This is a genomic window from Sellimonas intestinalis, assembly GCF_001280875.1.
Taxonomy (GTDB): domain Bacteria; phylum Bacillota; class Clostridia; order Lachnospirales; family Lachnospiraceae; genus Sellimonas; species Sellimonas intestinalis.
This window is the reverse complement of record NZ_LGAJ01000003.1, coordinates 424,262-450,079: the sequence shown is the minus strand read 5'-3', so window position 1 is coordinate 450,079 and position 25,818 is coordinate 424,262. Positions and strand designations below refer to the sequence as shown.

Here is a 25,818-nt window from a genome sequence, read left to right as displayed (position 1 = left end):
AAGCCGGGAGATTTCGATTCATCTCCCGGCTTTTTTTCTTCTCCTTTGAATAGTCAAACTTCAAATATCTCCAGGCTTCGCTCCAAAATCCCATGGATAAACGCAATTAAAATTCCATAATTTGTCATCGGAATCCCTTGTCTTTGGGCGCAGGCGTACCGATACCGCATTTCTTTTTCATTCAACATACATCCACCGCAATGTACAATCAAACGATACGGACTCAGATCCTGCGGAAATTCTGTCCCCGAAGTAAAGGAAAACTCCGGGGACTTTCCTGTATAATTTCGAATCCACTCCGGGAGTTTTTCTGTTCCTATATCACCGCATTGACGATGATGGGTACACCCTTCACTGATTAGGATGTTGTCGCCGTCTTTTATCGTTTTTAAGACTCTTGCCCCCTGGACTGTATGCTTCAGATCTCCTTTATATCTTGCGAAAAGGATGGAAAACGAAGTCAGATACACTTCCTTCGGCGTGATCTTCGATACCTCCCTGAATACCTGACTGTCCGTAATCACAAGGGCCGGCTTTTCACCAATACGATCCAGAGCGTCCCCAAGTCTGTCGTCTCTTACGACAAGCATCCTCACTCCCACGTCCAGAAGCTCCCGGATCACCTGCTGCTGCGGTAAAATCAATCTTCCTTTTGGCGCGGCTTTATCAATCGGAATGACAAGTACAACCAGATCCGACGGTCGAATGAGATCAGCCACAAGCCTTTTTTCCGGCTCCTGCACTCTGGCTGCTTCCGCTATAACAGCTTTCAGTTCTTCCATACCCGTTCCGGTCTCGGCACTGACCAGAACAATTCGCTCATCCGGGATTCCCCAGACGTGGAGTCTGCCCTTACCGTTCCACTCATCTACTTTTTCGCCCCAGACATCCCATTTATTCACTGCAACAACATAAGGAATCCCCTTTTCTTGAATTTTCCGCAAGACTTTCTCATCTTCCTCATCCGGATTCCGGGTTCCATCGAGTACCATCACCGCCAGATCCGCCTTACGAAGTGCCTGGTAACTTTTTTCCACCCGGAGTGACCCAAGGTCTCCTTCATCATCCATACCCGGTGTATCCATCATCATTACCGGACCAAGGGGCAGAAGTTCCATCGTCTTATACACCGGGTCGGTCGTCGTCCCTTTTATCTCGGAGACAACGGCCAGGTTCTGCCCTGTTACCCGGTTCATCACACTTGATTTTCCGGCGTTTCGCTTTCCAAAAAATCCAATATGGAGCCGTTCAGCCACAGGGGTTGCATTGATCCCCATATTCTGTCCCTCCTTTTTCACTAAAATCTAAAGTCCCGGTTCCCTTTTTCGATTTCTTCCAGATGCTCTCTGACAATCTGCCTGACTTTCTCTTTTGGAATGTTCTCGATTTCCCGCGCGATCATCGCCTCCCCTTTCTCTCTTGTATCTTGGGAAGCATAATCCATAAGATATTCTTTCAGCGTCATCAGGGCGTTTGGCAGACAACAGTTGTGAATCTGGCCGGACTTACAAAGGGACATAAAACGGTCTCCTGTCCGCCCTTCCCGGTAACATGCAGTGCAAAAGCTTGGAATATACTCCATGTCCATCAGCCAGTTGACCACCTCATCCAATGTCCTCTTGTCGCTCACATCAAACTGTTCGGAGGATTCATCTTCTGCCTCTTCCTCCACATAGCCTCCCACACTTGTCCTGGAACCACCGGAAATCTGCGAAATTCCAAGGTGGAGCACCCGCTCTCTGCATTTCTTACTTTCTCTTGTGGACAGAATCATACCGGTATACGGCACCGCAATCCGGATGCAGGCCACGATCTTCGCAAATGTATCGTCATCGATTCCATTATCAAACATATCCGGATCTATATCGTCCGCTTTTTTGATTCTTGGAACACTGATCGTATGCGGCCCGACACCGTATACTGCCTCCAGATGTTCCGCGTGCATCAAAAGACCGGCAAATTCATATCGGTAAAGCTCCAGACCAAACAGGACGCCGCATCCCACATCGTCAATTCCGCCTTCCATCGCTCTATCCATAGCTTCCGTATGATAGTCATAATTATGTTTCGGACCGGTCGGATGGAGTTTCAGATAGCTCTCCTTATGGTAGGTCTCCTGGAACAGAATATAGGTTCCAATCCCGGCCTCTTTTAGCTTTCTGTAATTCTCCACCGTGGTAGCGGCAATATTCACATTTACCCGGCGGATCGCCCCGTTTTTGTGCTTCATGTCATAGATCGTTTTTATGCTTTCGAGTACATATTCAATAGGACAGTTCACCGGATCTTCCCCGGTCTCAATAGCCAACCTCTTGTGCCCCATATCCTGAAGCGCCGTCACCTCCGCGCGAATTTCATCCTGCGTCAGTTTCTTTCTCGCAATGTGCTTGTTTTTAAGATGATATGGACAGTAAAGACATCCATTCACGCAATAGTTTGAGAGATACAACGGCGCAAACATTACGATGCGGTTTCCGTAGAAATCTTTTTTAATCTGCTCCGCCAGAGTAAAGATCTCCTGATTTTTGTCATCCAGCTCACAGTCCAAAAGCACTGCGGCTTCCCGGTGACTTAAGCCTTTCCGTTTTTTTGCCTTTTCAAGGATCTCACCAATGAGTTCCCTGTTCGTTTTGTTCTTCCGAGCATAATCCAGGGTTTCCATAATTTCCTCGTGATTGATGAAATCCTCTGCATGTTTTGATTTTGGATCGTACATCTTCTTTCTTCCTTTCTTCGGGTCAGTTTTTCTTCCCCTTCAGTGATTGATAATCTCCACGGTCTGTGACCACCTCATAGCCAATCGTACTCACCGCTTCTTTAAGAAGCGCCAGACTTTCCCCAGCCTCCAGTCCCGTGTTTCTTTTGTTGTCGTAGAGGAGGTATTTGCCTCTCACGTTCTGCGGAGACAGATTTGGCATGACGACATTTGCCCCCGCCAGAATTCCCTTCATGGTGCCGTTTTCCGACGCCGTGCCAAGAGCGGTCGTAGCCGGAAGTAAAACACACGGAAGCATCAGCCGCACAAGCGCAAGCAGATAGAGTGTCAATTCCACGCTTCCTGCCTCTTCTCCCGCAAACGGAGTGTCATGGTGTGGGATAAACGGCCCGATCCCTACCATTTCCGGCCGAAATTCCTGCAAAAACTGCAGATCGTCAATGAAACATTCTGTCGTCTGGTAAGGCGATCCAACCATAAAGCCTGCCCCTGTCTGAAACCCCAGACGTTTTAAAGCAGCAAGACAGCTCATCCTGTGTTCTAATGTCTGGGCAGATGGATGGAGTCTCTTATAATGCTCCCGGTTTGCTGTCTCATGGCGCAGCAAATACCGATCCGCTCCTGCCTCACGAAACTTCCGGTAAGCCTTCTCAGATTTTTCCCCAACAGAGAGTGTCAGCGCACAGTCCGGAAATTCGGACTTTACCGCCCGGATCAGATCCTCTATTCTATCCTCTGTAAAATACGGATCTTCTCCTCCCTGCAACACAAAGGTTCGAAAACCGTATGCATACCCGGACTCGCAGCAGCTCAAAATCTCCTCCTTGGAAAGCCGGTAGCGGGACGCCCCTGCACTCCTTCGGATTCCGCAGTAATAGCAGTCATTTTTACAGTAATTCGTAAACTCAATCAGACCCCGAATGTAAATCTTCTTTCCATAGACATGGTCCCGTACAGCCGATGCCTTCTGAAACACCACATCCGCTATCTCTTTGTTTCGTTTGGTCAGCACATGCCGCCATTCTTCTCTTGTCAGCTTCGCCCCTTGTTCCAGCGCATCGATCAGTGCCATTGTCCTGCTATCTGTCACAGTTTCTTATTCCTCTCTTCCTTGTTCTTCGCACGCCTTTTCTCCTGTTTTTGTATAAAGAGCTTTGGAGCTCACACCCCAGAGGCGCCCCAGCTTCCCGGACAGAGCGCTGATAATATCTCCCGGCGCATCCAGTACAATACTGATAATATTAACTTTCTTTTTCTCATAGGGAAGACCCATCCGTCCGATAATATAGTTTCCGTACTGATGGAGAAGTTCATTGACGGCTCCCGCCTGAGACTTATCCTCAATAATAATTCCAATCACCGCGATTCTTGTCTCATTTTCCATGATAACCTCCTGTGTTTCCTTTTTTGCCGTGTTTCCTTTCCTCTGTTTTTCATCCTTACGTATCATCCAGCTCCGGATTGGCAAGTCCGTCAGACTTGCTGAAAAACAAAAAATGGGCCTAAAAGGCCCACCTTTACAGACAGTTTGGTATCGACTGACAGCTCTCATTTTCGTCAGAGCTTCTTTGCTTCTGGTTTCACGGCCTTCCCTTTCAGAACATTCTTCAGGTCAGATTGTGCTGATTTCATCTTACAACTTTTGAAATCAGAAGTCAATCTACTATAATCTAATACTCCCCTTTCCTTCTTTTTTTGATATCAGTCGAATAACTTCTTCTTTTTCAGGTATCGAAACTGACGCCCCTTTTCGTGATACCGCAAGCGCGGCTGCATATGCCGCTTCTTTCAACGCTTCTTGCTTCATGCGCTTTTCCATAACCGCCGCAAGGAAATAGCCGGTAAAGGTATCTCCGGCGGCGGTAGTATCTACCACATTTGTCTTAACCGCATTCTGAATGACTGTCTGCGTCTGATCCTGATATATCGCTCCTTTTTCCCCAAGCGTCAGAACAACTCCGGCTTTCGGATACCGTTTTTGCATTTCTTTTAAAATATGATCGCTCCGCAATTCTCCTGTGATCTGCTTTCCTTCCACTTCATTAATCAGAAAATAATCAACCTTTTCCATCTTGGCATAAAGGAGTTCCCTGTCAAACGGAGAGGGATTCAGGACAATCGTCATTCCCCTTTCTTTTCCTTCGTCAATCAACTCCGATATAAGATTTATCTCATTTTGCAAAAGCAGAAAATCCCCCTTTTCAAAATGTTTCAGGACTTCTTTTATATATTCTTTTGTATTTTTCCGGTTTGCACCCGCAAATAGGATAATGCTGTTTTGCCCTTCTTCACTGACCTGTATCATGGCATTGCCGGTTCTCTCTTCAATGCATTTAATATAGTTTGTATGTACGCCTGACTTTTCACAGACCTCCTTTAAAAACAGTCCATCTTTTCCTATCATACCTGCATGATAGACTTCTGCTTTCGCCTTTGCAAGCGCAACGGACTGATTCAATCCTTTCCCACCCGGAAACACTTCAATCCCATTGGAGGAAATTGTCTCCCCAGGTGTCACAATATGCTCCACTTTATATGTATAATCAATATTCATTGAGCCAAAATTCAGTATCTTCATTTTATTTTGCTCCTTTTCTTATCCGCAACACTTGCCCTTTCTATAAGCACCGGTTGAAATGTAATACATTTTCGGGAACCTCTTTCGCTTTCCACTTCAGCCGCAAGCTGCCTGACTGCTTCTACCCCCATATCGTAAACCGGCTGATGCACCGTGGTAAGCGGAACATCCAAAAGCTCCGAAAAAAAGATATCATCATAACCAATCAGAGAAATCTCTTCTGGAATCTTTATTCCTTTTTGATTCATACGGTTATATGCCCCGTATGCCGACATATCATTAAAGGCAAAAATGGCTGTAACATCCTGCTTCAAAAGATAATCCGCTCCCGTTGCCCCGCTTTCACAGTCATATTTTCCCTCATAAACCAGTTCTTTCCGGAAAGCCACTTCATATTCATCAAGAGCTTTTTTATATCCTGCAAACCTGTCACAGGAATCTTCAAGTTCCCGCGGTCCTGTTATACATCCGATTTTTTTGTGACCGTGATCCAACAAATATTTTGTGGCCGCATATCCTCCCTGCACATGATCGACAACAACGGAACTACATGTCGCTTCTTCCAAAAAACGGTCAATCATAACAAACGGCATTTTTAGTTTTTCGAAAAGCTTGATACTTTCCATTGCTTTCTTTTTATCGCTGTCTAATGACATACAGAATAAAATACCATCTACTCCTTTATCGGCAAGCGCCTGAATATAGGACAGATCCCTTGTATGTTTATCGTTTGTATTACACAGAAATAAATTCCATCCTTTTTTTCTACATTCATCCTCCACACCCTTTGCAAGATTTGAAAAGAACACATTGCTGACGTCAGATATAATCAGTCCGATGGTGTCCGTTCGCTTTTTTACCAGCCCCACCGCAAGCCGGTTTGGATGATAATTGAGCTTCTCTACTGCTTCTAAAATGGTATCTTTTGTGCTCTTTGGTATTTTGTTCGCCTTATTATTCAAAACAAGCGAAATCGTGGTAACCGAAAATCCGGTATAATTAGCAATATCCTTAATCGTAGTTCTCAAAATTTTTCAACCCCATTGTATACTATTCCCATAATCTGATTCCTGTCTTTTGTTATGAGTAAAGTCTCTATGTATACTATACCTCATTTCTTCCATATTTTGGTTAAAATAATTTATTTAAAAACTCAATAAATTGCAAATATTTTTTCAGCTCCACGTATTCATCCGGTTTATGCGCCAAAAAAGGCTCTCCAGGGCCAAGCAAAATGACCGGCAGATCTTTCTTCCCTTCCGCCAGTATAGAAGCATCTGTAAAATAATTAATGCCCGTCTGACTTGCTGACAGGTACATGCATCTTTCCACCCATTCTGTTTTTCTGAGCCATAAGTCATCAGGAGCGGTTTCGATTGCCATTCTTTCATTTTCTACGGTGAATTCTGTTTTCAACATACCATCGGTATTCCGTTCATATGTCTGGGACAGGCAGAGCGCATACCGAAGTATTTCTCCTGCCGAAACCTGTGGAACTGTCCGGATATCCAGCATAAATTCCGCGTCATCCGGAGTCATATTCGGCACGATTCCTCCCTTAATCCCTGTAATCTGTACTGTTGGCTGTCCCAAAAGCGGATGGACAAATTCCGATAGTTTTTCTTTTAGTTTTCGAAAAATTTCAAATCCATATTCCACGGCGTTTATCCCTTCTTGCGGATAAGCGCCGTGGCTCGTTTTCCCTTTTATCTTCATTTTCAGCCAAACACAGCCCTTTTGGGCACTTCCTATCTTCATTCCCGTAGGCTCTCCGACAAGAAGCAGTACCGCATCGTCCATGATTCCTTCTTTTACTGCTTCTTTTGCCCCAAGACCGCCTTTTTCCTCATCACAGGTGCCAAGAAAATAGATGGTCTTTTCCGGGATATATCCTCTCTGTTTCATGTTGCCGAGTGCATAGACCATTGCCGCAAGACCGCTTTTCATATCGCTTGCCCCTCTTGCATAAATACATCCGTTTTTCTTGGCTGGAACGGCCGGATCGGTATTCCATTGTGAAAGTTTTCCATACGGTACCGTATCCAAATGCCCGTTCCATACTACCTTTTCTTTGCTTTTTCCTCCCAGTACCGCAACGACATTCGCATGTCTTTGGTCAATCTCCCGAACGGAAACGTTGACTTTGCAGTCTTTCAGATACTCCGCTATAAAGTTCGCGATTTCCCGTTCATCATCGACTCCATTCACACTTGGAATGGACAACAGTTGTTTTAAAAACTCTTCTTCACTGTAATGCTTCATCTTCTGAGCCTCCGTTTGCACCCGTTACCTTGTCAGCCAGTCCATGATACCCTTCCAGATTTTTGCGTATCCTTCCCATTCGCAAAACTCCGGCGGCGCCCAGTGCGGCGCGCAGTCCGACGTAAATACGGCACTTTTTCCCTTGCCATATTCCGAAAATGCGACAAGCGGGTCATCTCCGATCATGACTGCCACCTCAGCCTCCGGCTTCGGAATCGTTTTGTTATATCCCAGCACATCTGGCCATTTCTCCGGTATTCCTTTTAAGGAAACATGATCCTTTACTACGACCGGAGAAATTCCATCACAATGCTCCTTTCTGTCGTCAACCGTGAGTACTTCTACCGGAAGCACCTCCTGCACTGCCGTGTCATGCCATTTCCCCTTTGCGTCCACTCCTGAAAATGTCAGGTAACCGCCTATCATCAAAAGTGCTCCTCCGTCCATGACATAATCCCGGATTACTTTTGTCCTGTCCGGCATCTTGATACTCTTTGTAAATGTCTGTGACGGAAGCATCAGTGTATTCGCCCCGATATCTGATAAAATTACACAGCTATAAGTTTTGAGTTCTTCCATTGTATATGGAAATTTCTCTGCCGCAAGATGATTTGGGAGAAACTCTACATCGTATCCATTTTCCTCCAGAGCCTTTTTCAGCCATTTTTCTCCGGTTTCATATACAGATGTATAAAAACTGTCAAATCCTTTTACATGGGTCGTATAGCTCATCCATGATTCTCCTGCCAACAACACTTTTTTCATATCGTTTTCCTCCTGATTATTCTTTACTTTTTTCTACATTTTTAACAAATCTGCTCATAAGCTGGTTCAATATAATCGCTGCGATCAAGATCAGTCCAAGCGCCGCAAGCTGCCATACGGAATTTACATTGGCAATCTGCAGACCGGAATTCAGCATCGTGATAATGACGACGCCAATCAGAACTCCTCCCAGATGGCCTGTGCCTCCTGCTACGCCGATTCCGCCGAGTACGGCTACTGTAATCGCCTGCATCTCCGTACCGCTTCCCGCATCCGCCCTTGCCGTCATCAGCCAGGAGTTATTGATGATCGCACTCACCGAGGCTAATACTCCCGCCAAAACATAAACCATCGCTCTTACTTTCATCTCGCGTATTCCCGCATATTTTGCTGCTTCGGGATTGGTCCCCATAAGGTAAACTCTGCGGCCGAATTTCATCTTGTAAACGAGAATAAAAATCAGAACCGATACCGGTATTACGACAAACAAAATCTGGTTTGGTATGCCAAATGTACTTTTCAGTGACAGTAAGGCAAAGCTATCCGGAAATCCACTGATAGGAATACCTCCTGTCAGATACAAAGCCAGCGAACTGTATATATACTGTGTCCCAAGCGTCGCGATCAACGCCGGCACTTTTGCCACCGCAACTAAAACCCCATTTACCGCACCAAATACCACGCCGCCCAGAAGAGTAATGAACGCCGCAATCGGAATATTTGCTCCGTTCATTACCGCAAGCCCGAATATGACTCCTGAAAGACTCATCGTAGAACCGATTGAAATATCAATTCCATCCCGTCCGCTTATCATAACAAGGGCTTCGCCTAATGACAAAAGAGTCAGTGTCGCTCCAAACTGTGTGACTTGCAAAAGGTTATTCATGTTAAAGAAATACGGACTGATACAAGATAAAATAATCATCTCTATCACTAACAGCAAAAGCAGAAATTTGGTCCTGCTTTTCGCTATGGAAAAGGCAAGTTTTTTCATACTGTTACCTCCTTTGCTTTCTTACCAGACTTCTGATTTCCTGTCACAGCGTCAAAAAGGACAGAAAGAACAATCAATGAGCCGATAAAGCAATTTTCAAGCAGAGACGGGATTCCCAGGATTACGATCCCGTTTTTCAAAAACGCGATAAATAACACTCCTGCCAGCGTGCCGATAACGCTCCCCCGTTTTCCGTTTCCCTTTGCTCCTGTACCTCCGATTGTTACCGCCGCAATGCAGGCAATCGGTAAATCTGATCCGATCGTCATTTCCACGCTTCCCATTCTCGCGATATAGAGCATGGCTGCAAATGCCGCAATTCCTCCGGATATACAATAGGAAATAAGCTTGATCTTTTTCACATTGATTCCGCTTAAATTGGCAGACTGTGGATTACAGCCCGTTGCGTAGATGTACCTCCCGAATTTCCTGTACATCAGAAAATAGTAAAACAACGCATAGATGGCAATAATAAATAAAAGAAGCACCGGTATTCCAAATATCTTCGCCCTTGTGATAACCCCATATCCAGGATTTAAACCCGTCAGCCATTTCCCGCCAAGCAAAGCGAAGATTACCGCTTTCCATATATTCATTGTCGCAATCGTTACAATCATATCCGGAATATTGAATTTGGCTACCAGAAATCCGTTCAAAAATCCGACAGCAACACCAATTCCGATAGCTGCCGCGACAATCAGAAAAATATTCATCTCTGCCTGAAGCATATATCCAATCACAATGGCGATGACACCCATCACAGATCCTACCGACAAATCAATCCCACCCAGGAGCATTACTATGGTCATACCGATACTGACCATGGCAATCTCCGCATTATTCTGTATGACTCTTATCAGGTTATCGACCGTCAAAAAATTCGGTGCCAGAATACCAAACAGGATAATTTCCGCAAACAGGAGCAGAAATGTCACATACTCTCTGCGCCCCGGCTTTGGAACATATTTCTTCATCATATGTCATTCCCTCCGTTTATGAATTTTCCTCCGCCCCGCACCAGTCCATTACGATCGAGGCAATCATTTTCGTACATGTGAGAAGTTCTTCTATTTCAATAAACTCATCCGCCTGATGCGCAAGTCTCGGGTCTCCCGGCCCGATATTCAGCGTAGGTATACCGACATTACAGAACCACCCCATATCTGTATGACAGCAGATTCCTTCTACGATAGAATCCGGATTGACCTTTCTTGCGCTGTCCCTTACTGTCTTGAAAAACGGCTGGTCATCCAGTGTTTCTCCACAGTCTGCGTCAATCAGCCATTCCACTTTTGGCTGATGATCTGTAAGCCATGCGTCTGTAAGGGCCACATGCTTCACAAACTCTTCGATTTCCTTTTTTACCTTTGAGCCAAGTCCGTTTTCATCCTTCTCCGACGGAAGATACTGCGCGTTGAATGTAAGCTCTGCCCGGTTCGCAAATGTCGTCGGATATTCTCCGGCCTGAAACTGTGCAATATGGATCTGACATGGTATGGGCAGATACTTATGCTCTTTTGCCACGCTCCATTCTTTATTCAGCCTTCTAAACTGTTCCAAATAAAGCGACGCTTTATCGATGGCATCAACCGCTCCGCCTGTCCTGAAATCTCCCTGCTTCAGTTCAATATGTCCCGCTCTTCCTTCAATCGTCAGTTTTCCCCATAGAATCCCTCTGCAAAGCGGCGCTATTTTCAGATGTGTCGGTTCCGTAATCAGACAGCCGTCCGCACGGTATCCTTCCGCTACCAGGGCAAGTGTTCCCATTCCTCCCGCTTCTTCATCCACAACGGTTCCGATTCTTATATCACCCTTTAATTTCATTCCACTTTCCTGAATCGCTTTTACTGCACAGGTCATGGCGGCAATACCGCCTTTCATATCTACCGCACCTCTTCCGTAAAGCCGGTTCCCTATGATTTTTCCGCCAAATGGATCTTGTGTCCACTTACTGCCCCGCTGTACCACGTCAATATGCCCTGAAAGCATTATGGAACGTCCTCCGCCTGTTCCTTTTAATTCCGCATACAGATTCGGTCTGTCCTCAAATGTATGGTCAGCATAGTACCCTGGCTTTCCCTCATAGGAAGCAAGCTTCTTCGCATCCGGATATGTATACTCTGTCGTCATTCCCATATCCTTTAGATAAGCCTCCAGAACTCTCTGTGCATCTCCTTCTTTCATATATATGGTTTCTTCATCAAAATACGGATTGACGCTTGGCGCCTGTATCAGTTTCTGCAAAAGTCCTGTGACTTCCTCCCTGTTTTCCTCAATCCATTTGTAAATCTTTTCTTTTGCCGTCATAGATATCCTCCTCTTCTTACCGGTTTTCATTTAAGTTCAGCGCATTCTTTAAAATCGCTTCTTCCGTTACCGTCTTCCTGTCAAACCGGGCCGTTATCTTTCCCTTGTAAAGCGTAATAATATTGTCGCTTAATTCCATTACTTCCGGAAGGTCGGATGAAATCACGATAACTGCAACACCGTCCTTTGCCAATTCCATAATATACCGGTGTATTTCCGTTTTTGTCATAACATCGATTCCTCTTGTCGGCTCATCCAGTATCAAAACTTTCGGCTTTTGAAGAAGCCATCTGCAAAACAGCACTTTCTGCTGTCCTCCTCCGCTTAAGCTGTTGACACTGATTTCCTGGTTCGGCGTCTTGATGCTGTATTTTTCTATATTCTCCTGTACTACCTGTTTTTCTTTCTTTTTGTGGATCATACCGCTTTTTCCGGAAAGGCTGTCCAGAAAGGCGACGCTCATATTATCCCTGACCGAATGAATATCAAAAAGCCCCTGTGCGCCTCTGTCCTCCGGTACATAAAAAATCCGTCTTTCTACTGCCTGATTAATATTGATCCTGCTTATATCCTCTCCTTCAAAAAATATCTGTCCACTTTCCGCATTGGTTTCTCCGAAAATGGCTCTTGCTATCTCTGAGCGTCCTGCTCCTACCAGACCGTACATTCCAAGTATCTGCCCCGGTCTTACATCAAAACTCACGTCTTTATATACCGGTTTCAAGGAAAGATGTTTCACCTCCAGAATCGGCTTTTCACTCTGTTTTCTCTCCTTATAAACACTCATGTTGATTTTTCGTCCCGACATTGCCGTAATAATCGTTTCCTCAGAAATCTCTTTCGGTGAAAGCGTGCCGGTAAGACAACCATCCCGCAAAACAATAATATTATCTGAAATCCGGAGGATCTCCGGTATTCTATGACTGATATACATGATGCTGACGCCCTTATTCTTTAAGTCCGCAATAATCTCAAACAACTTTTCCGATTCATTATGGCTTAGAATCGAAGTCGGTTCGTCCAGAATCAATACCTTACATTTTTTATAGATTCCACGTGCAATCAGTACAAGTTGTTGGTTCCCGATGGAAAGTTCACTCATGGTAAGATGCAGAATCTTTCCGTCAAGTCCGACGAGCCGAAGCGCTTCTACCGCCTCGTCATACATTTTCGTCCACTGAATCGTTCCTCCTCTACTTACCGTTTCATTTCCCATAAAAATGTTTTCCAGAACCGACATATCAGCAAAAATATTCGGCTCCTGATACACAATGGAAATCCCTGTCTTTACCGCATCCAGAGGCGAATGAAGGGAAAGCTCTTCTCCCTGGAAATAAATTTTTCCTTCATCGTTTTTCAGTGCTCCGGCTACAATTTTCATCAGGGTTGACTTACCAGCCCCGTTTTCTCCGATTACAGACAGCACTTCTCCTTTTTGCAGCTCAAAACTGACATTCTGAAGTGCTTTTACCCCTCCAAAGGATTTGCTTATCGATTCGGCTTTTAATAGGATTTCTTTTTCCACGCCTTTCATCCCCTTTCAGAAATCAGAAAAGGAAGTATATTCCCGGTTCAAACAGCCGAATATACTTCCCCTTCATCCCACTTATATTGAAACCTTAGAAATCGTAATCATTTACATTATCCTTATTAATAATCAATGGTTCTCCTAAAAGGAGTGTTTTTGTCTCTTCATCCCAGGTCACTGGATTATCAATGCCTTCGATTTCATTCACTTCTTCAAATTCTTTTCCTTCTACAACCTGAACTCCTGCCCACACGTCAAGATATCCAAGCGCTTCCGCATCCCACATGATCGATTCTTCCATCACGCCTGAATCGATAAATGGTTTTACCGTTTCCGGAGAACCGTATCCGATCACAGCTACCTCCCCCGCTTTTCCTTCCTGTTCTACCGCCTGTGCCACTCCCGGAATCGTGGAGGACGCAACCGCAACCAGTCCCTTCAAATCCGAATATCTTGTCATGAGTTCCTGCGCCTGTTTCAGAGCCTGCTCGCTGCTTCCGCCCTGCGTATACCGGATATCCACAATTTCAATATCCGGATATTTTTCTTCCTGCTGTTTTTCTATCCAGGAAATCCATGAATTCAGATTTGTTGCTGTGGATTCTCCTGATACAATGCCGATTTTTCCTTTCTCTCCTATCTGTTCTGCCAGTCTGTCCATCAGCGTTCTTCCTAAATCTTCGTCAGAGGCTTGCGCGACATAAAATTCTCTTGTACTGTCTGGAGCATCAGAGTCGGAAGTATACACGTGGATTCCTGCTTCCTGCGCCTTCTCAATGTACGGATTTGTAGATGAACTGTCAAGAACGGACAGGGAAATCGCATCCACGCCCTGTTTAATCAGGCTGTCCATAATTTTTACCTGTTCCGCTGCGTTCGCCTGTGTTGCGCCGGTATATAAGTAGTCTACGCCCAAATCCTCCGCCGCTCTTTCTCCACCTTTTTCCATTGCAGAGAAATACGGGATCCCGACTAGCTGAGGGATAAAGGCGATTTTGGTTTTTCCGCTGTCTTTTCCGGATTCTGTCTTTTCTCCGCCTTTATTTTCTCCCGAATCCGTTCCTCCTGTTTGGCACCCTGCCAGAAGCCCGAACGTCATCGCTGCTGTAAGCAAAACTGCCGTAAGTGTCCCTGCCTTTTTTCTCATAAATTGTTCCTCCTCTTTTTGTCCTGTAAGATTCATTGGTAAAACGTTTTTCCAATTTTGTTAATTCGATTATATACCCCACTAACATTTATTTCAATCGTCACATTTTTACTAAATTCTAAAATAATTTTCATCATATTCTCTAATTCTTTTTTATTTTATCGTCATTTTGCATAATATCCTTTTGTTTTTTTGTTACTTTTTATATTTAGTAAATCGTTTTATTAAAGTTATCTTCTTTATTTCCAATAGACAATAAAAAACGCAGCAGTTTTAATACTATTGCATTAAAACCACTACGTTTTTCATATTGTATCATTTTTATATTTCTATCTCTTTTCTACGGAAAAGAACGTTTCTTCCTCCAGAAACCGCTTCACGACCCAGTTAAAGATTTGTGGTCGTTTTGCGGCAAGAAAATGATCTCCTTTCAGACAAACAAATGTGGCTCCGGGAATCTGATCCGCCATAAAACGGGAATGACGGTCCCGGATCATATCGTGGGTTCCAACTATTACCAGCGTCCTTGATCGGATCTTCCGAAGATCTGACGGCCGGATATAGGGATCTTTTATCATCAGACGCAAGAGCTCCTGCCGCCGCTTTCCTCTTCCACAAAACCTCGTAACAAGAGACAGGAGGCCGTATTCCATCCAGACCGGAAAGACCGCCCAAAGCTTCATCCCGGCAGGATACAGATTGGCTCCATTCAGGATCAAATTTTCAACTTTCTCCGGAAACCGTATCGCAAAAATGATTGCAATGTTGCCGCCATCACTGAAACCTATGATATCTGCCTTATGGATCCCTTTTTCTTTCAGGAAAACGGCAAGATCCTCCGCAAACTGCCGGATCGTAAAAGGCTTTGTCCCTCTTTTCGTTTTTCCGTGTCCTCTGGTATCCACCGCCAGTACTCTGCGGCTACGGGAAAAAAAGCGGATCTGATGCTTGAAATACCGGCTGTCCTCCCCGTTTCCATGTAAAAGAATCAACGGCTTCCCGCTTCCCTTCTCGATATAATGCAGATGAATATCATGCATATTGACCGCTCCTTTTCTGAACCCCTACTGAAACAACACAGTTGCCCGTTTCATCCGCTCCACTACAGGAACATCAAACGGACATCTGACTTCGCATCCTCCACAAGCGATACAGTCTTTTGCGCCGGCCGAAAGACTTTCGTAATGCGCCTTGATTGTGGATGGCACCTCTTCCTGCATCGTAGCCAAATCATACAGCTTGTTGACCATCGCGACATCGATCCCAGCCGGACATGGCGCACAGTGCCCACAGTAAGTACACTGACCTGTATAAGCATGATGCGGTGCATGTGCCAGCACGCTTGCATAGTCCTTTTCTTTCGACGTAGCTGTCTCGTAAGCCACCGCCTGCGTCACATGCTCCGTACTGTCATATCCTGCCAATATGCTTGCCACTCCAGGTCTTGTGAGTGCATAGTGGATGCACTGAACCGGGGTCAGGGCGACACCAAACGGGGAGGTCTGCGGTGAGAACAGACGTCCTCCTGCATAACCTTTCATAACTGTAATCCCAATCCCACGCTGCTCGCAGACCTGGTAGAGTTCTGCCCGCTCCGGATCAATTCCGTTTAGATCTTCCGCGTAAGAATCGGCAAAATAGGTGTTCAGGTCTTCACTTGCAGGAAGCAAATCAAAGGCCGGATTGATGCTGAAAAGAATCATCTCCACAACGCCGCTTAAAGCCGCAAGCTTTGCCACTTTCGGATTGTGTGTGCTCATTCCGATATGGTGAATGATCCCCTGCTTCTTTTTCTCTTTCACGTAATCAAGGAATTCTCCCTCCATAATTTTGTGGAATTCCGTCTCCTCATCCACAAAGTGGATCATGCCAAGATCTATATAGTCCGTTCCGAGGCGTGTCAGCAGATCCGAGAAAGCCTCCTCCACCTTCGCAAGATCCCGCGTGCGGACATACTGACCATTCTGCCAGGTAGAGCCGATATGCCCCTGGATGATCCAGCGCTCTCTTTTGCCTCGAATGGCTTTTCCAATATTCGTACGCACGTTTGGCTCGGACATCCAGCAGTCCAAAATATTGATCCCATAACTTTCACAACAGTCGATTATCTCTTTGACTTCTTTCTCGTTATGACGCTCTAGCCACTCCGCGCCCAGGCCAATCTCGCTGACCTCAAGCCCGGTAGTCCCTAATTTCCTATATTTCATCATCTTGGCCCTCCATATTCCTATCTTTCTTCGTTTCCCATCCGGTAGATCCGTTCCTCAAAACCGCCTCCCCCTCTCTATCCCAACAAAGTCCGTACCATACCTGCGTCAAATACGACAGATTTTACATGTTCTACCTCGATCCGGTATAAAGCGTTCGCTGCAAGGTGCTCTGCCGCCTGCTCCAGATCCCGGATTCCACTTGTATTACGGTGCAGATCGATAACAGCCTCCAGCCCATCGTCTGTCAGAGTACATTCTTCTTTTTCCATTCCAATGCGCTTCAATACTTTCGGAAGGGCATACTGGGAGAAAATCACCTTTTTCTCCTCCGGCGCATAATCCGGAAGCTCAATCACCGCAAAACGGGACATCAGCGGGGCACTAATCTGAGCCTTGTCGTTCGCTGTCGCAATCGGATAAACTCCAACCGTCGGGATCATACATTCTATGTAATTATCTGTGAATCCAAGATTATCTAATAAAGTCAAGAGGACATCTGCCGGATTTCCATTCCCCTTTCCAGACGCTGCCTTGTCAAGCTCATTGATAATAAACACCAGATTTGATTCTCCTGCCATGGAAAAAGCATCCATGATAATACCCGGCTTCGCATTGGCATAGATTCTGGAACTTCCTGTAAGCTGTTCCGGGTCATTGATGGAACTCATGTCCAGTGTTGTCCACGGCAGTTTCAAAATCCGTGCCACCGCATAGGCAATCTGTGATTTTCCGGTTCCCGCAGGGCCCACCAACAGAAGCCCATAAGCCGGGAGGGTATGAGTCCGATTGATCTGGATGATCGTCTCGATAATTCTCTGCTTGACCTGCTCCATCCCGTAGAGCTCTTCATCAAGAATTTTTCTGGCCTCCTTTGGATCAATTGCCTGAAAATAATTTCCTTTCCATTGAATATTCATCATTATGGAGAGCGCTCTCTGTGCGTGCCGCCGCTCCTCCGCGGACACTTCATGAGACTTTGCTACAGCCAGATTTCTTCTGGCCCAGAGACGGATATTATCCGGCAGTGTCCTTCCTGCGCAAGTCATAAAATCCGTAATACTCTGGATACTGGTAAGTTTCATACTGTCCCCGGTCTCCTCTTCCTCTTCATCCGGGACTTCCCCGGACGGCGCATCGCTTGTCAACAGCCGCTCGATCATAAACTGTAAAAATCCATCCTCAGCAGAAAGTTTGGAGCCTCCCCCAAAAGCAATCTCCCGGATTTTATAAACCGCATAGCCGTTTTCTGTGTCTGCGCCGGAGAGGCGGACATTGATATGGTTTTCACCCATCCATTTTAAGAGACTTATAAACCGGGCGTCAATCTGCAATATATCAACGCTTTTTGTTCCTTCTTCTTCCTTCCACTCAAAGGCGGTACCACGAACCGGATTGGTAAAACTCCCACTGGAATGGTGTTGTAATAATCCCTCACGATTATCAAGAAGAAGTATCGGATCTTCCAAAGAAGCTTCGTGCTTATTGGAATAAAATACGGTATACGTACACTCCGGATCTTTTTCTGCTTCCGGTGTGTGATTAAAATCAAAAACTGGCATTGTCTGCACTCCTATCTCGTCGTCCATTTTCTTTAGTTTACCACAAAACGTACCCGGATACAATCTGCTGAAATACTGCTTGACAGATGAGGTCTGACCAGTACTATAATATAGAAATCATAAAACAAAGGAGGTCGCACTATGACGGAAAAAGAACTGATGCTGTCAGAACATTTATATATCGCAGACGATGAAGAGCTTGCCAGAGATCATCAGAACGCAAGGCGCCTGACCCGCCTGATCAATACTCTCACGGAAGAAGATGCCAAAGAACAGATGGCGCTCTACCGCCAGTTATTCGGCCATGTAGGTGAACGCTTCTGGGTGGAACCGCCTTTCCGGACGGATTACGGATGCCATACCTACATCGGGGAAGATTTCTACGCCAACTATGACTGTATCTTCATCGACGTAGCGGAGATTCATATCGGAAACAATGTCATGTTTGGTCCACGGGTCTGCATCTTCACCGCCGGCCATCCCATTGATCCGGTGATCCGTAACAGTAAGTTTGAATATGGAAAGGAAGTTCACATTGGGGACAATGTCTGGATCGGCGGCAACACAGTCATCAACCCCGGTGTCACCATCGGAAACAATGTCGTGATTGGATCCGGCTCCGTTGTAACCAAAAACATCCCTGACAATGTAGTAGCCGCCGGCTCCCCTTGCCGTGTGATCCGGGCAATCACGGACGCGGACCGGACCTACTGGGTACAAGAGGCAGCAAAATATCACGAACTTCGTAAAAAGGACCAGCCGTAACCGGCTGGCCTCCTCTTCCATACTTTGCCCTTCCTTCAAGTATTTACGGTTTACATCTCCCACAGGGCTCATACCCCCTTCTGATGATATCTTCTCTGATTCCGCTGTACTCACTTAGGTTGGAACTCCTGATATCCCCCACACTTGCACAGTCCGGCTTATGGAATTTCTTTGTGTTGGTGTTGAGCACATACGTCTGCTCCATTGGACTGTCCTTCCCAGATCCGTCCTCTTTCCCGGCTCCTTCACTCTCTCGGCTTTTTCCGGTCTCATAGTCAATTTCAATTCCCGGCTGCACGTTGTACACATACACATAGAAGGAGATTCCTTCTCCGCCGTCCTCTACAGACTGCGCTTCCATCAGCACGCCCGATGCCACCAGATTGTCGTCCTCAAATACCGGAGTCACCTCATAAAGTACATGGTTGTCCGTCTCCCGAATATAATCCGCCACCATATTTTCAAATGGGAGCATCCCCTCGGTGTTCATATAACGGGTTCCGGTGATAAGGTTTCTCTCATTGGCATTTTCCGCCGTCAGTTGAAAGCCGATCAGATGACAGCGATTATAAAGATAGCCTCCGTCCACCTCATCATATTCCTTATTCATCCACCCGGACGGCTTCACTTCAGAAATACTCTCCCGATCTTCAGTGGGCATCAGATCCTCCCCGATATTAGCTTTCGCAGTCCGGCATCTTCCTAGATGATCGAGAGGGCTATATATTTCGTAGGAATCGTTCTGAAGCTCTTCATCTGAAAAATCCGGCTCGTTGTTATCCACAATCGTATAAGGCTCGCCACTGTACTCCGGCAGTACTGCCACGATCGACTCGGTTTCTTCCGCCTCCTTACGAAGCTCCTGGGTTTCGGAATTTCTCCCGAAATCGGAATACCTGCTGTCTCCTGAAATCTGACCGCAGGAAGTAAAGAACAGACTGAATACAAGAACAAACAGAGGAAACAACGTCCGTTTTCTTCGCGTCATGCTGTCTTCACCGGGCAGGTCAGAACTGCAATCTGGCGTACCATATCCGGACGGATCATCAGCTCATTGGACTCATATGTCACTACCGGATCTTCCTTATGCAAAAAAGCATCCAGTGTACCAATCACATCATAACCAAAACGTTCACTCCGATAATGCATCGGAATGATCATTTTGGGACTCAGCTCTTCCAGAAGAACCCGTATCTGGTCCGGCTCCATCGTATAGAATCCCCCTGCCGGGGCGAATACTGCATCCAGATGGGAAAGAGCCCTCTTCTGTTCTTCTGTAGGCATACATCCGATATCACCGAGATGGGCGATCCGCAGTCCCTCGGACTCCAGAATCGTAATACAATTCGTACCACGCTTCTTTCCTTGACAGTCATCATGGAACGACTCCAGATGCGTTACTTGAAATGGAGTTTCTCCGTACGCTTTTACAAGCTTCACTTTTTCTCTGGCATTGTGATCCCCGTGCTCATGACTTGTAAACACCTCGTTTGCTGTCAATATTTCCAATTTCAATCCTGGCACATTATCATCTTCATAAGGATCAAAGACAATGGCATATCCATCTTTGCTGATCCGAAAACAAGAATGACCAAACCATTCTACTTTTATTTCCCGCATGTATTCTTCCTCCCTTCTGTCATTTCCCGGAACAACTGATCCAACTGGGGAAACTGCTTTTTCATACGGATCGGAATTCCGGACCGATCCAGAAAACAATGTCCGGAATGTCCTACTGCTGCCAGTTCTCCCCGGCAATACATTTCATAACCGATTGTCATTCTTACTCCATTATATTCTTCAATCCGCACCTGAATCTCCACTACATCCTGGAACGTCGTCGTCTTTTTAAAATCACAGTCCACATGGGTGATTGGAGAAACAATACCGTCGGCCTCCATCCGGTCAAATCCCCATCCGGCCTGATCCAGAAAATTCACTCTCGCTTCTTCCATCCAACGAATATAGTTAGAATGATGGGTAATCCCCATCCGATCCGTCTCATAATAATGTACTTTATGTATATAAGTGTTCATACTGATCCCTCCTGTTAAATAATTCCGGTCTTCTTATGTTTGTAGTAATAATAGCCAATAAAAATCAGCGCCGTCAAAATCCATGTCACCGGATAACTGAAAATAATCACCGAGATTGTCGGACTGATTTTCAGCGCTATGGAAAGCCAGACAATCCTCAGTACACAGATACCGCCAAGTGTAATGATGACCGGGACAATCACATCCCCGATTCCCCGCAGTGCCCCCGCCAGAATCTCAATAAACACGTAAACGATATACCAAGGAGCAATCAAAACGAGCATATCGCTTCCGATCTGAATAACGTTGGCATCCGACGTAAACATCCGGAACAAAAAACCTCTTGTAGCAATCAAAAATACGACCATTACGGTAGCCGCCACCAACTCCATCCCCAGACATACCTTGACGCTTTTCCTGATCCTGTCTGTCTTACCCGCGCCAAAATTCTGCCCGACAAAAGTAGTAATGGAAATGCCAAAAGCCGAATTGATCATCCAGAAAATTGCGTCCAGCTTTCCATAAGCCGACCATGCCGCTGTCGTATCCGTCCCGAAAGAATTTAAAGACGCCTGGATCGCGATATTTGTGATCGCAAACAGGATGGACTCAATACCTGTCGGAATTCCAAGCTTAATCTGACTGATGAGCGCACTTTTATAAAAGCGGATTTTGGAAATCTTGAGCTGTAACATTCCTTTGGACTTCATCAGCTTCCATGTTACAAGCACAGCACTGAACGCCTGGGCCAATAAAGTCGCAAGCGCTACCCCAAAAACTCCCTCATGGAATACCACCACAAAAATAAGATCCAGCACAATATTCACAATACAACAGGCAATCAAAATATAAAGCGGCGTCCGGGAATCCCCGATGGCACGTAGAATACTGGATCCAATGTTGTATACAAAAGTAAACAGAAGTCCGGAAAAATACACTCTGAGATACAAGGTAGAGTCTGCCACGATTTCTGACGGTGTATTCATCATACGGAGCATGGCCGGAGCCAGCGCAATTCCTACGATACTTAAAAAGATGCCGCCTGCCGCGGCGATAGCGTAGGCATTGTGAATCCCCTTTCGCACAAACTCCTCATCTTTCGCTCCGTAGTACTGGGCAATGATGACGGACGCACCGGATGAGAGTCCTGTAAAGAATCCAACCACCAGATTAATCATCTGGGAAGACGATCCACCGACGCTGGCAAGGGCTTTCGTCCCCACAAACTGCCCCACTACAACGGTATCGATCGTATTATAAAGCTGTTGAAAAAAAGTTCCGATCATAATCGGAAAAAAGAACATCAAAAGCTGTTTCCAGATCACACCTTCCGTGATCTGATTTTTCATCTGAGCTGTTTCCATGTGACCCCTCTCTCTTTCCTGCCGCCATTTTTTCTCCCGGAACGGGACGCAGCCGTCCTTGCACAGACAAAGCTTTTCCGCTCTAATGGCATCCTTGCATCAGTTTTCATAGATTCTCTTTCTATTCTACACGATCCGGCCGAAATGTAAAATATTTTTTCCTGACTTTTCCCGCATTTCTTTTGTATTTCCTCCTGTAATTTCTCTTCTCTTTCCTTCATTGTACTTTTCTCCCGTCTGTGCTATAGTAAAACAAAAAAAGGAGAAATTCAGTATGAAAGTGATTATTTACGGCTCTGACATCTGCGGTGACTGTCTTGAAACAAAAGCATATTTAAAAGAACATGCGGATGAATCCATCCAGTACAACTACTTCGATATTACAAAATCAACCGGAAATTTGAAGCGCTTTTTAAAGCTTCGTGACACGATGAATTTGTTTGCCGGGGTTCGCGAAGGACATACGATCGGAATTCCGCTCTTTCAGTTTGAAGACGGAACTTTTACGTTAAATCAGCAGGAAGCCTATCAGAAAATGGGAATTTAGCAGAGTCCATCAGACGGACTGACTTATGAAATATAAACGGCAAAAATGAGAGGAGGCTCTCTCTAAATATCCCCCTCTCATTTATATCGTTTATATGTTTTTTATTCTATTTTTATGCTCCAACAGTTACAGTACTCCTCCTGTTCTTTCAGACGGATCAGATCCGGTTTAAACCGGATATCTTCGATAATCCCCTGCCGCGACGGCAAAGAAGTCCATGGCTCCACACATACATAGGGAGCCGTTGTTTTCGGTACATGCCAAATGCCCAAATACGGAAGCTGAGGATAATACAAGGTGACTTTACGGCTTCCTTGATCCGTTTTTAACGTGACACGATCCGCCATAGATTGTAATACGATTGCATCTTCATCGAACAATTCGTGGCGCAGCCGTAATCTGCGGTTTTCTTCCAACGGATAGCGCTTATTCTCTCCGCTCAAAAAACATGCCTCTGTATGTCCTATACGATCCGGATAACACTCTTCTCCAAATTCGAGATAATAATCTTCAAATTTCACGCCCTCTTCCATCGGCAGCCGAAAACCAGGATGCCCGCCCATTCCAAAATACATCCAGGAATCCGACAAATTATAAACCTTGTATTCGATCCGAATCTCCTGATCCACAAGAGTGTACAGTACCCGCAAACAAAACTGAAACGGATAAAGCCGATATGTACATTCTGTATTACACAATTCCAACATCAACTGATCTTTCGTCTGTTTTATAAGGGAGAACTCACTGTTTTTGGCAAATCCATGGATCCCCATCTCGTACTCTTTCTCTCCAATTTTATATTTCCCATCGGTAAATCTTCCCACATAAGGGAACAGCAGCGGAGACCGGTCTGCCCAATATGTCTCATCGCCATTCCAGAGATACTCCTGACCATCCTTTATCATCGATTGCATTTCAGCACCTTTCGACGCCACTGTTACTATAATCTTTTCATTCTGTAACTGATACTTCATAAACTACCCTCATTATTTCGCACACGGATATTCTGTACATAGAAGCCGGTATGGGGCTTCATCTTGCTTTTGCATAGATGAAATACACCTGCTTTTTATATCTGTTATTCTACCATATAAGTTCTGTTTTGTCATAAATAGGAGTTCTGTTTTTCAACAATTGTTATTTTTTTGTCTCATATTCCGTGGTTTTGTATATTCTATAGGTACTATTTTAGGTAATATTGACAAATCTAAAATATTTCACACAAAAGGGTTCATTTTTTTGACAAAATGTATTACATTAAAGGATAGTTAAAAACTTGTCAGAAAGGGGATTATTATGGCAAAAATTACAGAAGGCTACATGCCATATTTAGGCTATCAGACTTATTACAGAATTGTTGGGGAAAGAAAAGATAACGGGAAGGCACCTTTGATCTGTCTTCACGGTGGACCGGGTTCTACCCATAACTATTTCGAGGTACTGGATAATGTTGCAGATGAAGATGACCGGATGATCGTCATGTATGACCAGATCGGTTGCGGGAATTCTTATCTCGACGGACATCCGGAGCTTTGGAACCAGAAAGTATGGTTGGATGAGCTTGAAGCTCTGAGAGACCACCTTGGATTAGACGTTTGTCATATCATCGGACAGTCCTGGGGTGGAATGATGCAGATCGCTTACGCGGTTGATTATGATCCAAAAGGCGTAAAGAGTTTCATTATTTCCAGTGGCCATCCAAGTAGTTCACTCTGGGAAAGGGAAGGTCTTCGCCGTATTAAAATGATGCCGCAGGATATGCAGGACGCGATCAACCATGCGCTTGAAACCGGAGATTTCACAGGCGAGGCTTACGACGCCGCAGTTGCTGAATATATGGACAGATATTGTAACTACTGGCTCGGAGAAGACGCGCCGGAATGTTGCACAAGACCGAAAAAATCCGGCTCTGAGTCTTATGTAGAAGGATGGGGACCAAATGAGTTTGCACCTACAGGAACACTGAAAGACTTTGAATACATTGACAGACTTGGAGAAATCAAGATACCTTCTCTGATCTGCAGCGGTATTTCTGATCTTTGCTCTCCACTTGTAGCTAAGACAATGGCAGATAGAATCCCGAATTCCAAATGGATTCTCTGGGAGCGTGCAAGACATACCTGTTTTGTAGACAGACACGATGACTACTGTGTAGAGCTCATCAAATGGATGAATCAGCATGACTAAAATAGCTAATTTACATATGAGTAAATAGACGTTACAAAAATCAGGAGAACATCCTCAGACATGCGGATATCCTCCTGATTTTTCTATAAAATGAGGATATCGCCACGTGATCAGATCTTTTTGCGATACCCTTTAGCTCTAGCAGGAAACCGAATCCTGCTCCTGTTCATATTCTTTCACTCTGACATCCTGAATCACGAGAAGTGCCGCTCCTGCAAGCAACGGAACACTTCCAAACCAGACGCTGTGAAGTCCGTACTGCAGCCAGATAAGATAACCGAATCCCACTCCCAGGTGGAAACTCAAAAGAGTCCCTCCAAAGAAAGCTGCTTTCCTGCCCTTTTCTTTCCTGATCTCTTCCTCATCCTTATAGAGCAGATACTCTGCCGCAGATAGAACTGTCTGCTTTAGATTGTTGGTGGAAAATATCGTTGAACTCACATAACCGTTCGCTCCTTTGAACACGCACCACTGAAAAGCTGTAACAAAGAAAATCGGATAAAGCGCCTTCACCGGATCCATCTTCGCAGGTAGAAATCCGACCACACAGATCGCCGCAAAATCAAAGAGCACAGCGAGATATTTCACATTCCAGCGTACATTTTTTGCAAGCACTGCTGAAAGGGCGATCGCCCCGATAAAGATCACAAGAGCGCCAATCCGGATCAGAACTTCTTCCGGATCTCTTCCCAGAATCCCACATACAAGCTCGATCATATTGGCCGTCTGGGCAGAGCCAAACACCTGCATTCTGGCAAGAATCGCATACGCTCCTATAAATCCACCGAATATCGCCATGGTATAATGTACAGGTACATCAAATACAGTTTCTCTTTCCACAAAAAGCGCCTCC

At 45.3% G+C, this 25,818-nt stretch carries 25 protein-coding genes; 3 read left to right on the top strand and 22 right to left on the bottom strand.

Annotated features, from left to right (window positions below; translation table 11 throughout):
- Window positions 1-53: 53 nt before the first annotated feature.
- The 16 genes from hydF to AOA56_RS03000 form a co-directional block, all read right to left on the bottom strand.
- On the bottom strand, window positions 54-1,277 hold the full coding sequence (gene hydF, locus AOA56_RS03075) for a [FeFe] hydrogenase H-cluster maturation GTPase HydF (protein WP_053768919.1): 1,224 nt from the start codon (window positions 1,275-1,277) through the stop codon (window positions 54-56).
- A gap of 20 nt (window positions 1,278-1,297) precedes the next feature.
- Entirely contained in the window at window positions 1,298-2,716 is a 1,419-nt protein-coding gene (gene hydG, locus AOA56_RS03070; RefSeq protein WP_053768918.1) for a [FeFe] hydrogenase H-cluster radical SAM maturase HydG, read from the bottom strand.
- A 22-nt stretch (window positions 2,717-2,738) separates the two neighbouring features.
- Entirely contained in the window at window positions 2,739-3,788 is a 1,050-nt protein-coding gene (gene hydE, locus AOA56_RS03065) for a [FeFe] hydrogenase H-cluster radical SAM maturase HydE (protein WP_156316906.1), read from the bottom strand.
- 24 nt (window positions 3,789-3,812) lie between these two features.
- Window positions 3,813-4,100 carry a TM1266 family iron-only hydrogenase system putative regulator gene (locus tag AOA56_RS03060; protein WP_053769092.1) on the bottom strand — a complete coding sequence of 96 codons (288 nt, stop codon included), beginning with the start codon at window positions 4,098-4,100 and terminating at the stop codon, window positions 3,813-3,815.
- Window positions 4,101-4,379: 279 nt separating this feature from the next.
- Window positions 4,380-5,294: a ribokinase gene (locus AOA56_RS03055; RefSeq protein WP_053768916.1), complete on the bottom strand. Its 915-nt coding sequence runs from the start codon at window positions 5,292-5,294 to the stop codon at window positions 4,380-4,382.
- A complete protein-coding gene (locus tag AOA56_RS03050; protein ID WP_024732696.1) occupies window positions 5,291-6,322 on the bottom strand; it encodes a LacI family DNA-binding transcriptional regulator in 1,032 nt (343 codons plus the stop codon). Before AOA56_RS03050 ends, AOA56_RS03055 begins: the two co-directional genes overlap by 4 nt.
- Before the next feature lie 103 nt (window positions 6,323-6,425).
- Window positions 6,426-7,556, bottom strand: a complete 1,131-nt coding sequence (locus AOA56_RS03045; RefSeq protein ID WP_053768915.1) for a M20 family metallopeptidase — start codon at window positions 7,554-7,556, stop codon at window positions 6,426-6,428.
- A 24-nt stretch (window positions 7,557-7,580) separates the two neighbouring features.
- Window positions 7,581-8,321, bottom strand: coding sequence for a glutamine amidotransferase (locus tag AOA56_RS03040; RefSeq protein ID WP_053768914.1), 741 nt, complete (start codon window positions 8,319-8,321; stop codon window positions 7,581-7,583).
- Window positions 8,322-8,337: 16 nt separating this feature from the next.
- Entirely contained in the window at window positions 8,338-9,315 is a 978-nt protein-coding gene (locus tag AOA56_RS03035) for an ABC transporter permease (RefSeq protein ID WP_024732698.1), read from the bottom strand.
- A complete protein-coding gene (locus AOA56_RS03030) occupies window positions 9,312-10,292 on the bottom strand; it encodes an ABC transporter permease (RefSeq protein WP_024732699.1) in 981 nt (326 codons plus the stop codon). Before AOA56_RS03030 ends, AOA56_RS03035 begins: the two co-directional genes overlap by 4 nt.
- 16 nt (window positions 10,293-10,308) lie before the next feature.
- A complete protein-coding gene (locus AOA56_RS03025; RefSeq protein ID WP_053768913.1) occupies window positions 10,309-11,622 on the bottom strand; it encodes an ArgE/DapE family deacylase in 1,314 nt (437 codons plus the stop codon).
- A gap of 16 nt (window positions 11,623-11,638) precedes the next feature.
- Window positions 11,639-13,147, bottom strand: a complete 1,509-nt coding sequence (locus AOA56_RS03020) for a sugar ABC transporter ATP-binding protein (protein ID WP_024732701.1) — start codon at window positions 13,145-13,147, stop codon at window positions 11,639-11,641.
- A 94-nt stretch (window positions 13,148-13,241) separates the two neighbouring features.
- A complete protein-coding gene (locus tag AOA56_RS03015; protein ID WP_048621918.1) occupies window positions 13,242-14,297 on the bottom strand; it encodes an autoinducer 2 ABC transporter substrate-binding protein in 1,056 nt (351 codons plus the stop codon).
- Window positions 14,298-14,626: 329 nt separating this feature from the next.
- On the bottom strand, window positions 14,627-15,337 hold the full coding sequence (locus tag AOA56_RS03010; protein ID WP_024732703.1) for an alpha/beta fold hydrolase: 711 nt from the start codon (window positions 15,335-15,337) through the stop codon (window positions 14,627-14,629).
- 24 nt (window positions 15,338-15,361) lie between these two features.
- On the bottom strand, window positions 15,362-16,504 hold the full coding sequence (locus tag AOA56_RS03005) for an aldo/keto reductase (RefSeq protein ID WP_053769091.1): 1,143 nt from the start codon (window positions 16,502-16,504) through the stop codon (window positions 15,362-15,364).
- Window positions 16,505-16,581: 77 nt separating this feature from the next.
- Entirely contained in the window at window positions 16,582-18,066 is a 1,485-nt protein-coding gene (locus AOA56_RS03000; RefSeq protein WP_053768912.1) for an AAA family ATPase, read from the bottom strand.
- 141 nt (window positions 18,067-18,207) lie between these two features.
- Here AOA56_RS03000 and AOA56_RS02995 point away from each other — a divergent pair, with 141 nt between their 5' ends.
- On the top strand, window positions 18,208-18,831 hold the full coding sequence (locus AOA56_RS02995; RefSeq protein WP_053768911.1) for a sugar O-acetyltransferase: 624 nt from the start codon (window positions 18,208-18,210) through the stop codon (window positions 18,829-18,831).
- Window positions 18,832-18,874: 43 nt separating this feature from the next.
- Here AOA56_RS02995 and AOA56_RS02990 read toward each other — a convergent pair whose 3' ends face one another.
- The 4 genes from AOA56_RS02990 to AOA56_RS02975 are packed head-to-tail and all read right to left on the bottom strand — an operon-like array spanning window position 18,875 to window position 22,231.
- Window positions 18,875-19,819 (bottom strand): DNA/RNA non-specific endonuclease, encoded by a 945-nt coding sequence (locus AOA56_RS02990; protein WP_053768910.1) that lies wholly within the window; start codon window positions 19,817-19,819, stop codon window positions 18,875-18,877.
- Complete coding sequence (locus AOA56_RS02985; RefSeq protein ID WP_048621923.1) at window positions 19,816-20,451, bottom strand: MBL fold metallo-hydrolase; 636 nt, start codon at window positions 20,449-20,451, stop codon at window positions 19,816-19,818. The genes AOA56_RS02990 and AOA56_RS02985 overlap by 4 nt, the downstream gene beginning before the upstream one ends.
- On the bottom strand, window positions 20,439-20,867 hold the full coding sequence (locus AOA56_RS02980; protein WP_024732709.1) for an acyl-CoA thioesterase: 429 nt from the start codon (window positions 20,865-20,867) through the stop codon (window positions 20,439-20,441). The genes AOA56_RS02985 and AOA56_RS02980 overlap by 13 nt, the downstream gene beginning before the upstream one ends.
- 14 nt (window positions 20,868-20,881) lie before the next feature.
- On the bottom strand, window positions 20,882-22,231 hold the full coding sequence (locus AOA56_RS02975) for an MATE family efflux transporter (protein ID WP_053768909.1): 1,350 nt from the start codon (window positions 22,229-22,231) through the stop codon (window positions 20,882-20,884).
- A gap of 274 nt (window positions 22,232-22,505) precedes the next feature.
- On the opposite strand from AOA56_RS02975, the gene AOA56_RS02965 reads away from it, so the two are divergent.
- Window positions 22,506-22,778, top strand: coding sequence for a hypothetical protein (locus AOA56_RS02965; RefSeq protein ID WP_024732711.1), 273 nt, complete (start codon window positions 22,506-22,508; stop codon window positions 22,776-22,778).
- Window positions 22,779-22,879: 101 nt separating this feature from the next.
- On the opposite strand, the gene AOA56_RS02960 is transcribed toward AOA56_RS02965, so the two are convergent.
- A complete protein-coding gene (locus AOA56_RS02960; RefSeq protein ID WP_024732712.1) occupies window positions 22,880-23,752 on the bottom strand; it encodes an aldose 1-epimerase family protein in 873 nt (290 codons plus the stop codon).
- Window positions 23,753-24,074: 322 nt separating this feature from the next.
- On the opposite strand from AOA56_RS02960, the gene pepI reads away from it, so the two are divergent.
- On the top strand, window positions 24,075-24,965 hold the full coding sequence (gene pepI, locus AOA56_RS02955; protein WP_024732713.1) for a proline iminopeptidase: 891 nt from the start codon (window positions 24,075-24,077) through the stop codon (window positions 24,963-24,965).
- Window positions 24,966-25,103: 138 nt separating this feature from the next.
- Here the strand turns inward: pepI and AOA56_RS02950 are convergent, their stop codons facing one another.
- The gene (locus AOA56_RS02950) at window positions 25,104-25,805 is read right to left on the bottom strand and encodes a YoaK family protein (protein ID WP_024732714.1); all 702 of its coding nucleotides are present in this window, start codon (window positions 25,803-25,805) and stop codon (window positions 25,104-25,106) included.
- Window positions 25,806-25,818 lie beyond the last annotated feature (13 nt).

Bases quoted from the DNA above. Each gene is read 5' to 3' on its own strand.
- AOA56_RS03005 (WP_053769091.1), bottom strand. From the start codon at position 16,504: ATGAAATATAGGAAATTAGGGACTACCGGGCTTGAGGTCAGCGAGATT.
- hydF (WP_053768919.1), bottom strand. From the start codon at position 1,277: ATGGGGATCAATGCAACCCCTGTGGCTGAACGGCTCCATATTGGATTT.
- AOA56_RS02960 (WP_024732712.1), bottom strand. From the start codon at position 23,752: ATGAAGTATCAGTTACAGAATGAAAAGATTATAGTAACAGTGGCGTCG.
- AOA56_RS03045 (WP_053768915.1), bottom strand. From the start codon at position 7,556: ATGAAGCATTACAGTGAAGAAGAGTTTTTAAAACAACTGTTGTCCATT.
- AOA56_RS03015 (WP_048621918.1), bottom strand. From the start codon at position 14,297: ATGAGAAAAAAGGCAGGGACACTTACGGCAGTTTTGCTTACAGCAGCG.
- AOA56_RS03060 (WP_053769092.1), bottom strand. From the start codon at position 4,100: ATGGAAAATGAGACAAGAATCGCGGTGATTGGAATTATTATTGAGGAT.
- AOA56_RS02995 (WP_053768911.1), top strand. From the start codon at position 18,208: ATGACGGAAAAAGAACTGATGCTGTCAGAACATTTATATATCGCAGAC.
- pepI (WP_024732713.1), top strand. From the start codon at position 24,075: ATGGCAAAAATTACAGAAGGCTACATGCCATATTTAGGCTATCAGACT.
- AOA56_RS02965 (WP_024732711.1), top strand. From the start codon at position 22,506: ATGAAAGTGATTATTTACGGCTCTGACATCTGCGGTGACTGTCTTGAA.
- AOA56_RS02975 (WP_053768909.1), bottom strand. From the start codon at position 22,231: ATGGAAACAGCTCAGATGAAAAATCAGATCACGGAAGGTGTGATCTGG.
- AOA56_RS02990 (WP_053768910.1), bottom strand. From the start codon at position 19,819: ATGACGCGAAGAAAACGGACGTTGTTTCCTCTGTTTGTTCTTGTATTC.
- hydG (WP_053768918.1), bottom strand. From the start codon at position 2,716: ATGTACGATCCAAAATCAAAACATGCAGAGGATTTCATCAATCACGAG.
- AOA56_RS02985 (WP_048621923.1), bottom strand. From the start codon at position 20,451: ATGCGGGAAATAAAAGTAGAATGGTTTGGTCATTCTTGTTTTCGGATC.
- AOA56_RS03030 (WP_024732699.1), bottom strand. From the start codon at position 10,292: ATGATGAAGAAATATGTTCCAAAGCCGGGGCGCAGAGAGTATGTGACA.
- AOA56_RS03055 (WP_053768916.1), bottom strand. From the start codon at position 5,294: ATGAAGATACTGAATTTTGGCTCAATGAATATTGATTATACATATAAA.
- AOA56_RS03010 (WP_024732703.1), bottom strand. From the start codon at position 15,337: ATGCATGATATTCATCTGCATTATATCGAGAAGGGAAGCGGGAAGCCG.
- AOA56_RS03025 (WP_053768913.1), bottom strand. From the start codon at position 11,622: ATGACGGCAAAAGAAAAGATTTACAAATGGATTGAGGAAAACAGGGAG.
- AOA56_RS03040 (WP_053768914.1), bottom strand. From the start codon at position 8,321: ATGAAAAAAGTGTTGTTGGCAGGAGAATCATGGATGAGCTATACGACC.
- AOA56_RS03035 (WP_024732698.1), bottom strand. From the start codon at position 9,315: ATGAAAAAACTTGCCTTTTCCATAGCGAAAAGCAGGACCAAATTTCTG.
- AOA56_RS03000 (WP_053768912.1), bottom strand. From the start codon at position 18,066: ATGCCAGTTTTTGATTTTAATCACACACCGGAAGCAGAAAAAGATCCG.
- hydE (WP_156316906.1), bottom strand. From the start codon at position 3,788: ATGGCACTGATCGATGCGCTGGAACAAGGGGCGAAGCTGACAAGAGAA.
- AOA56_RS02980 (WP_024732709.1), bottom strand. From the start codon at position 20,867: ATGAACACTTATATACATAAAGTACATTATTATGAGACGGATCGGATG.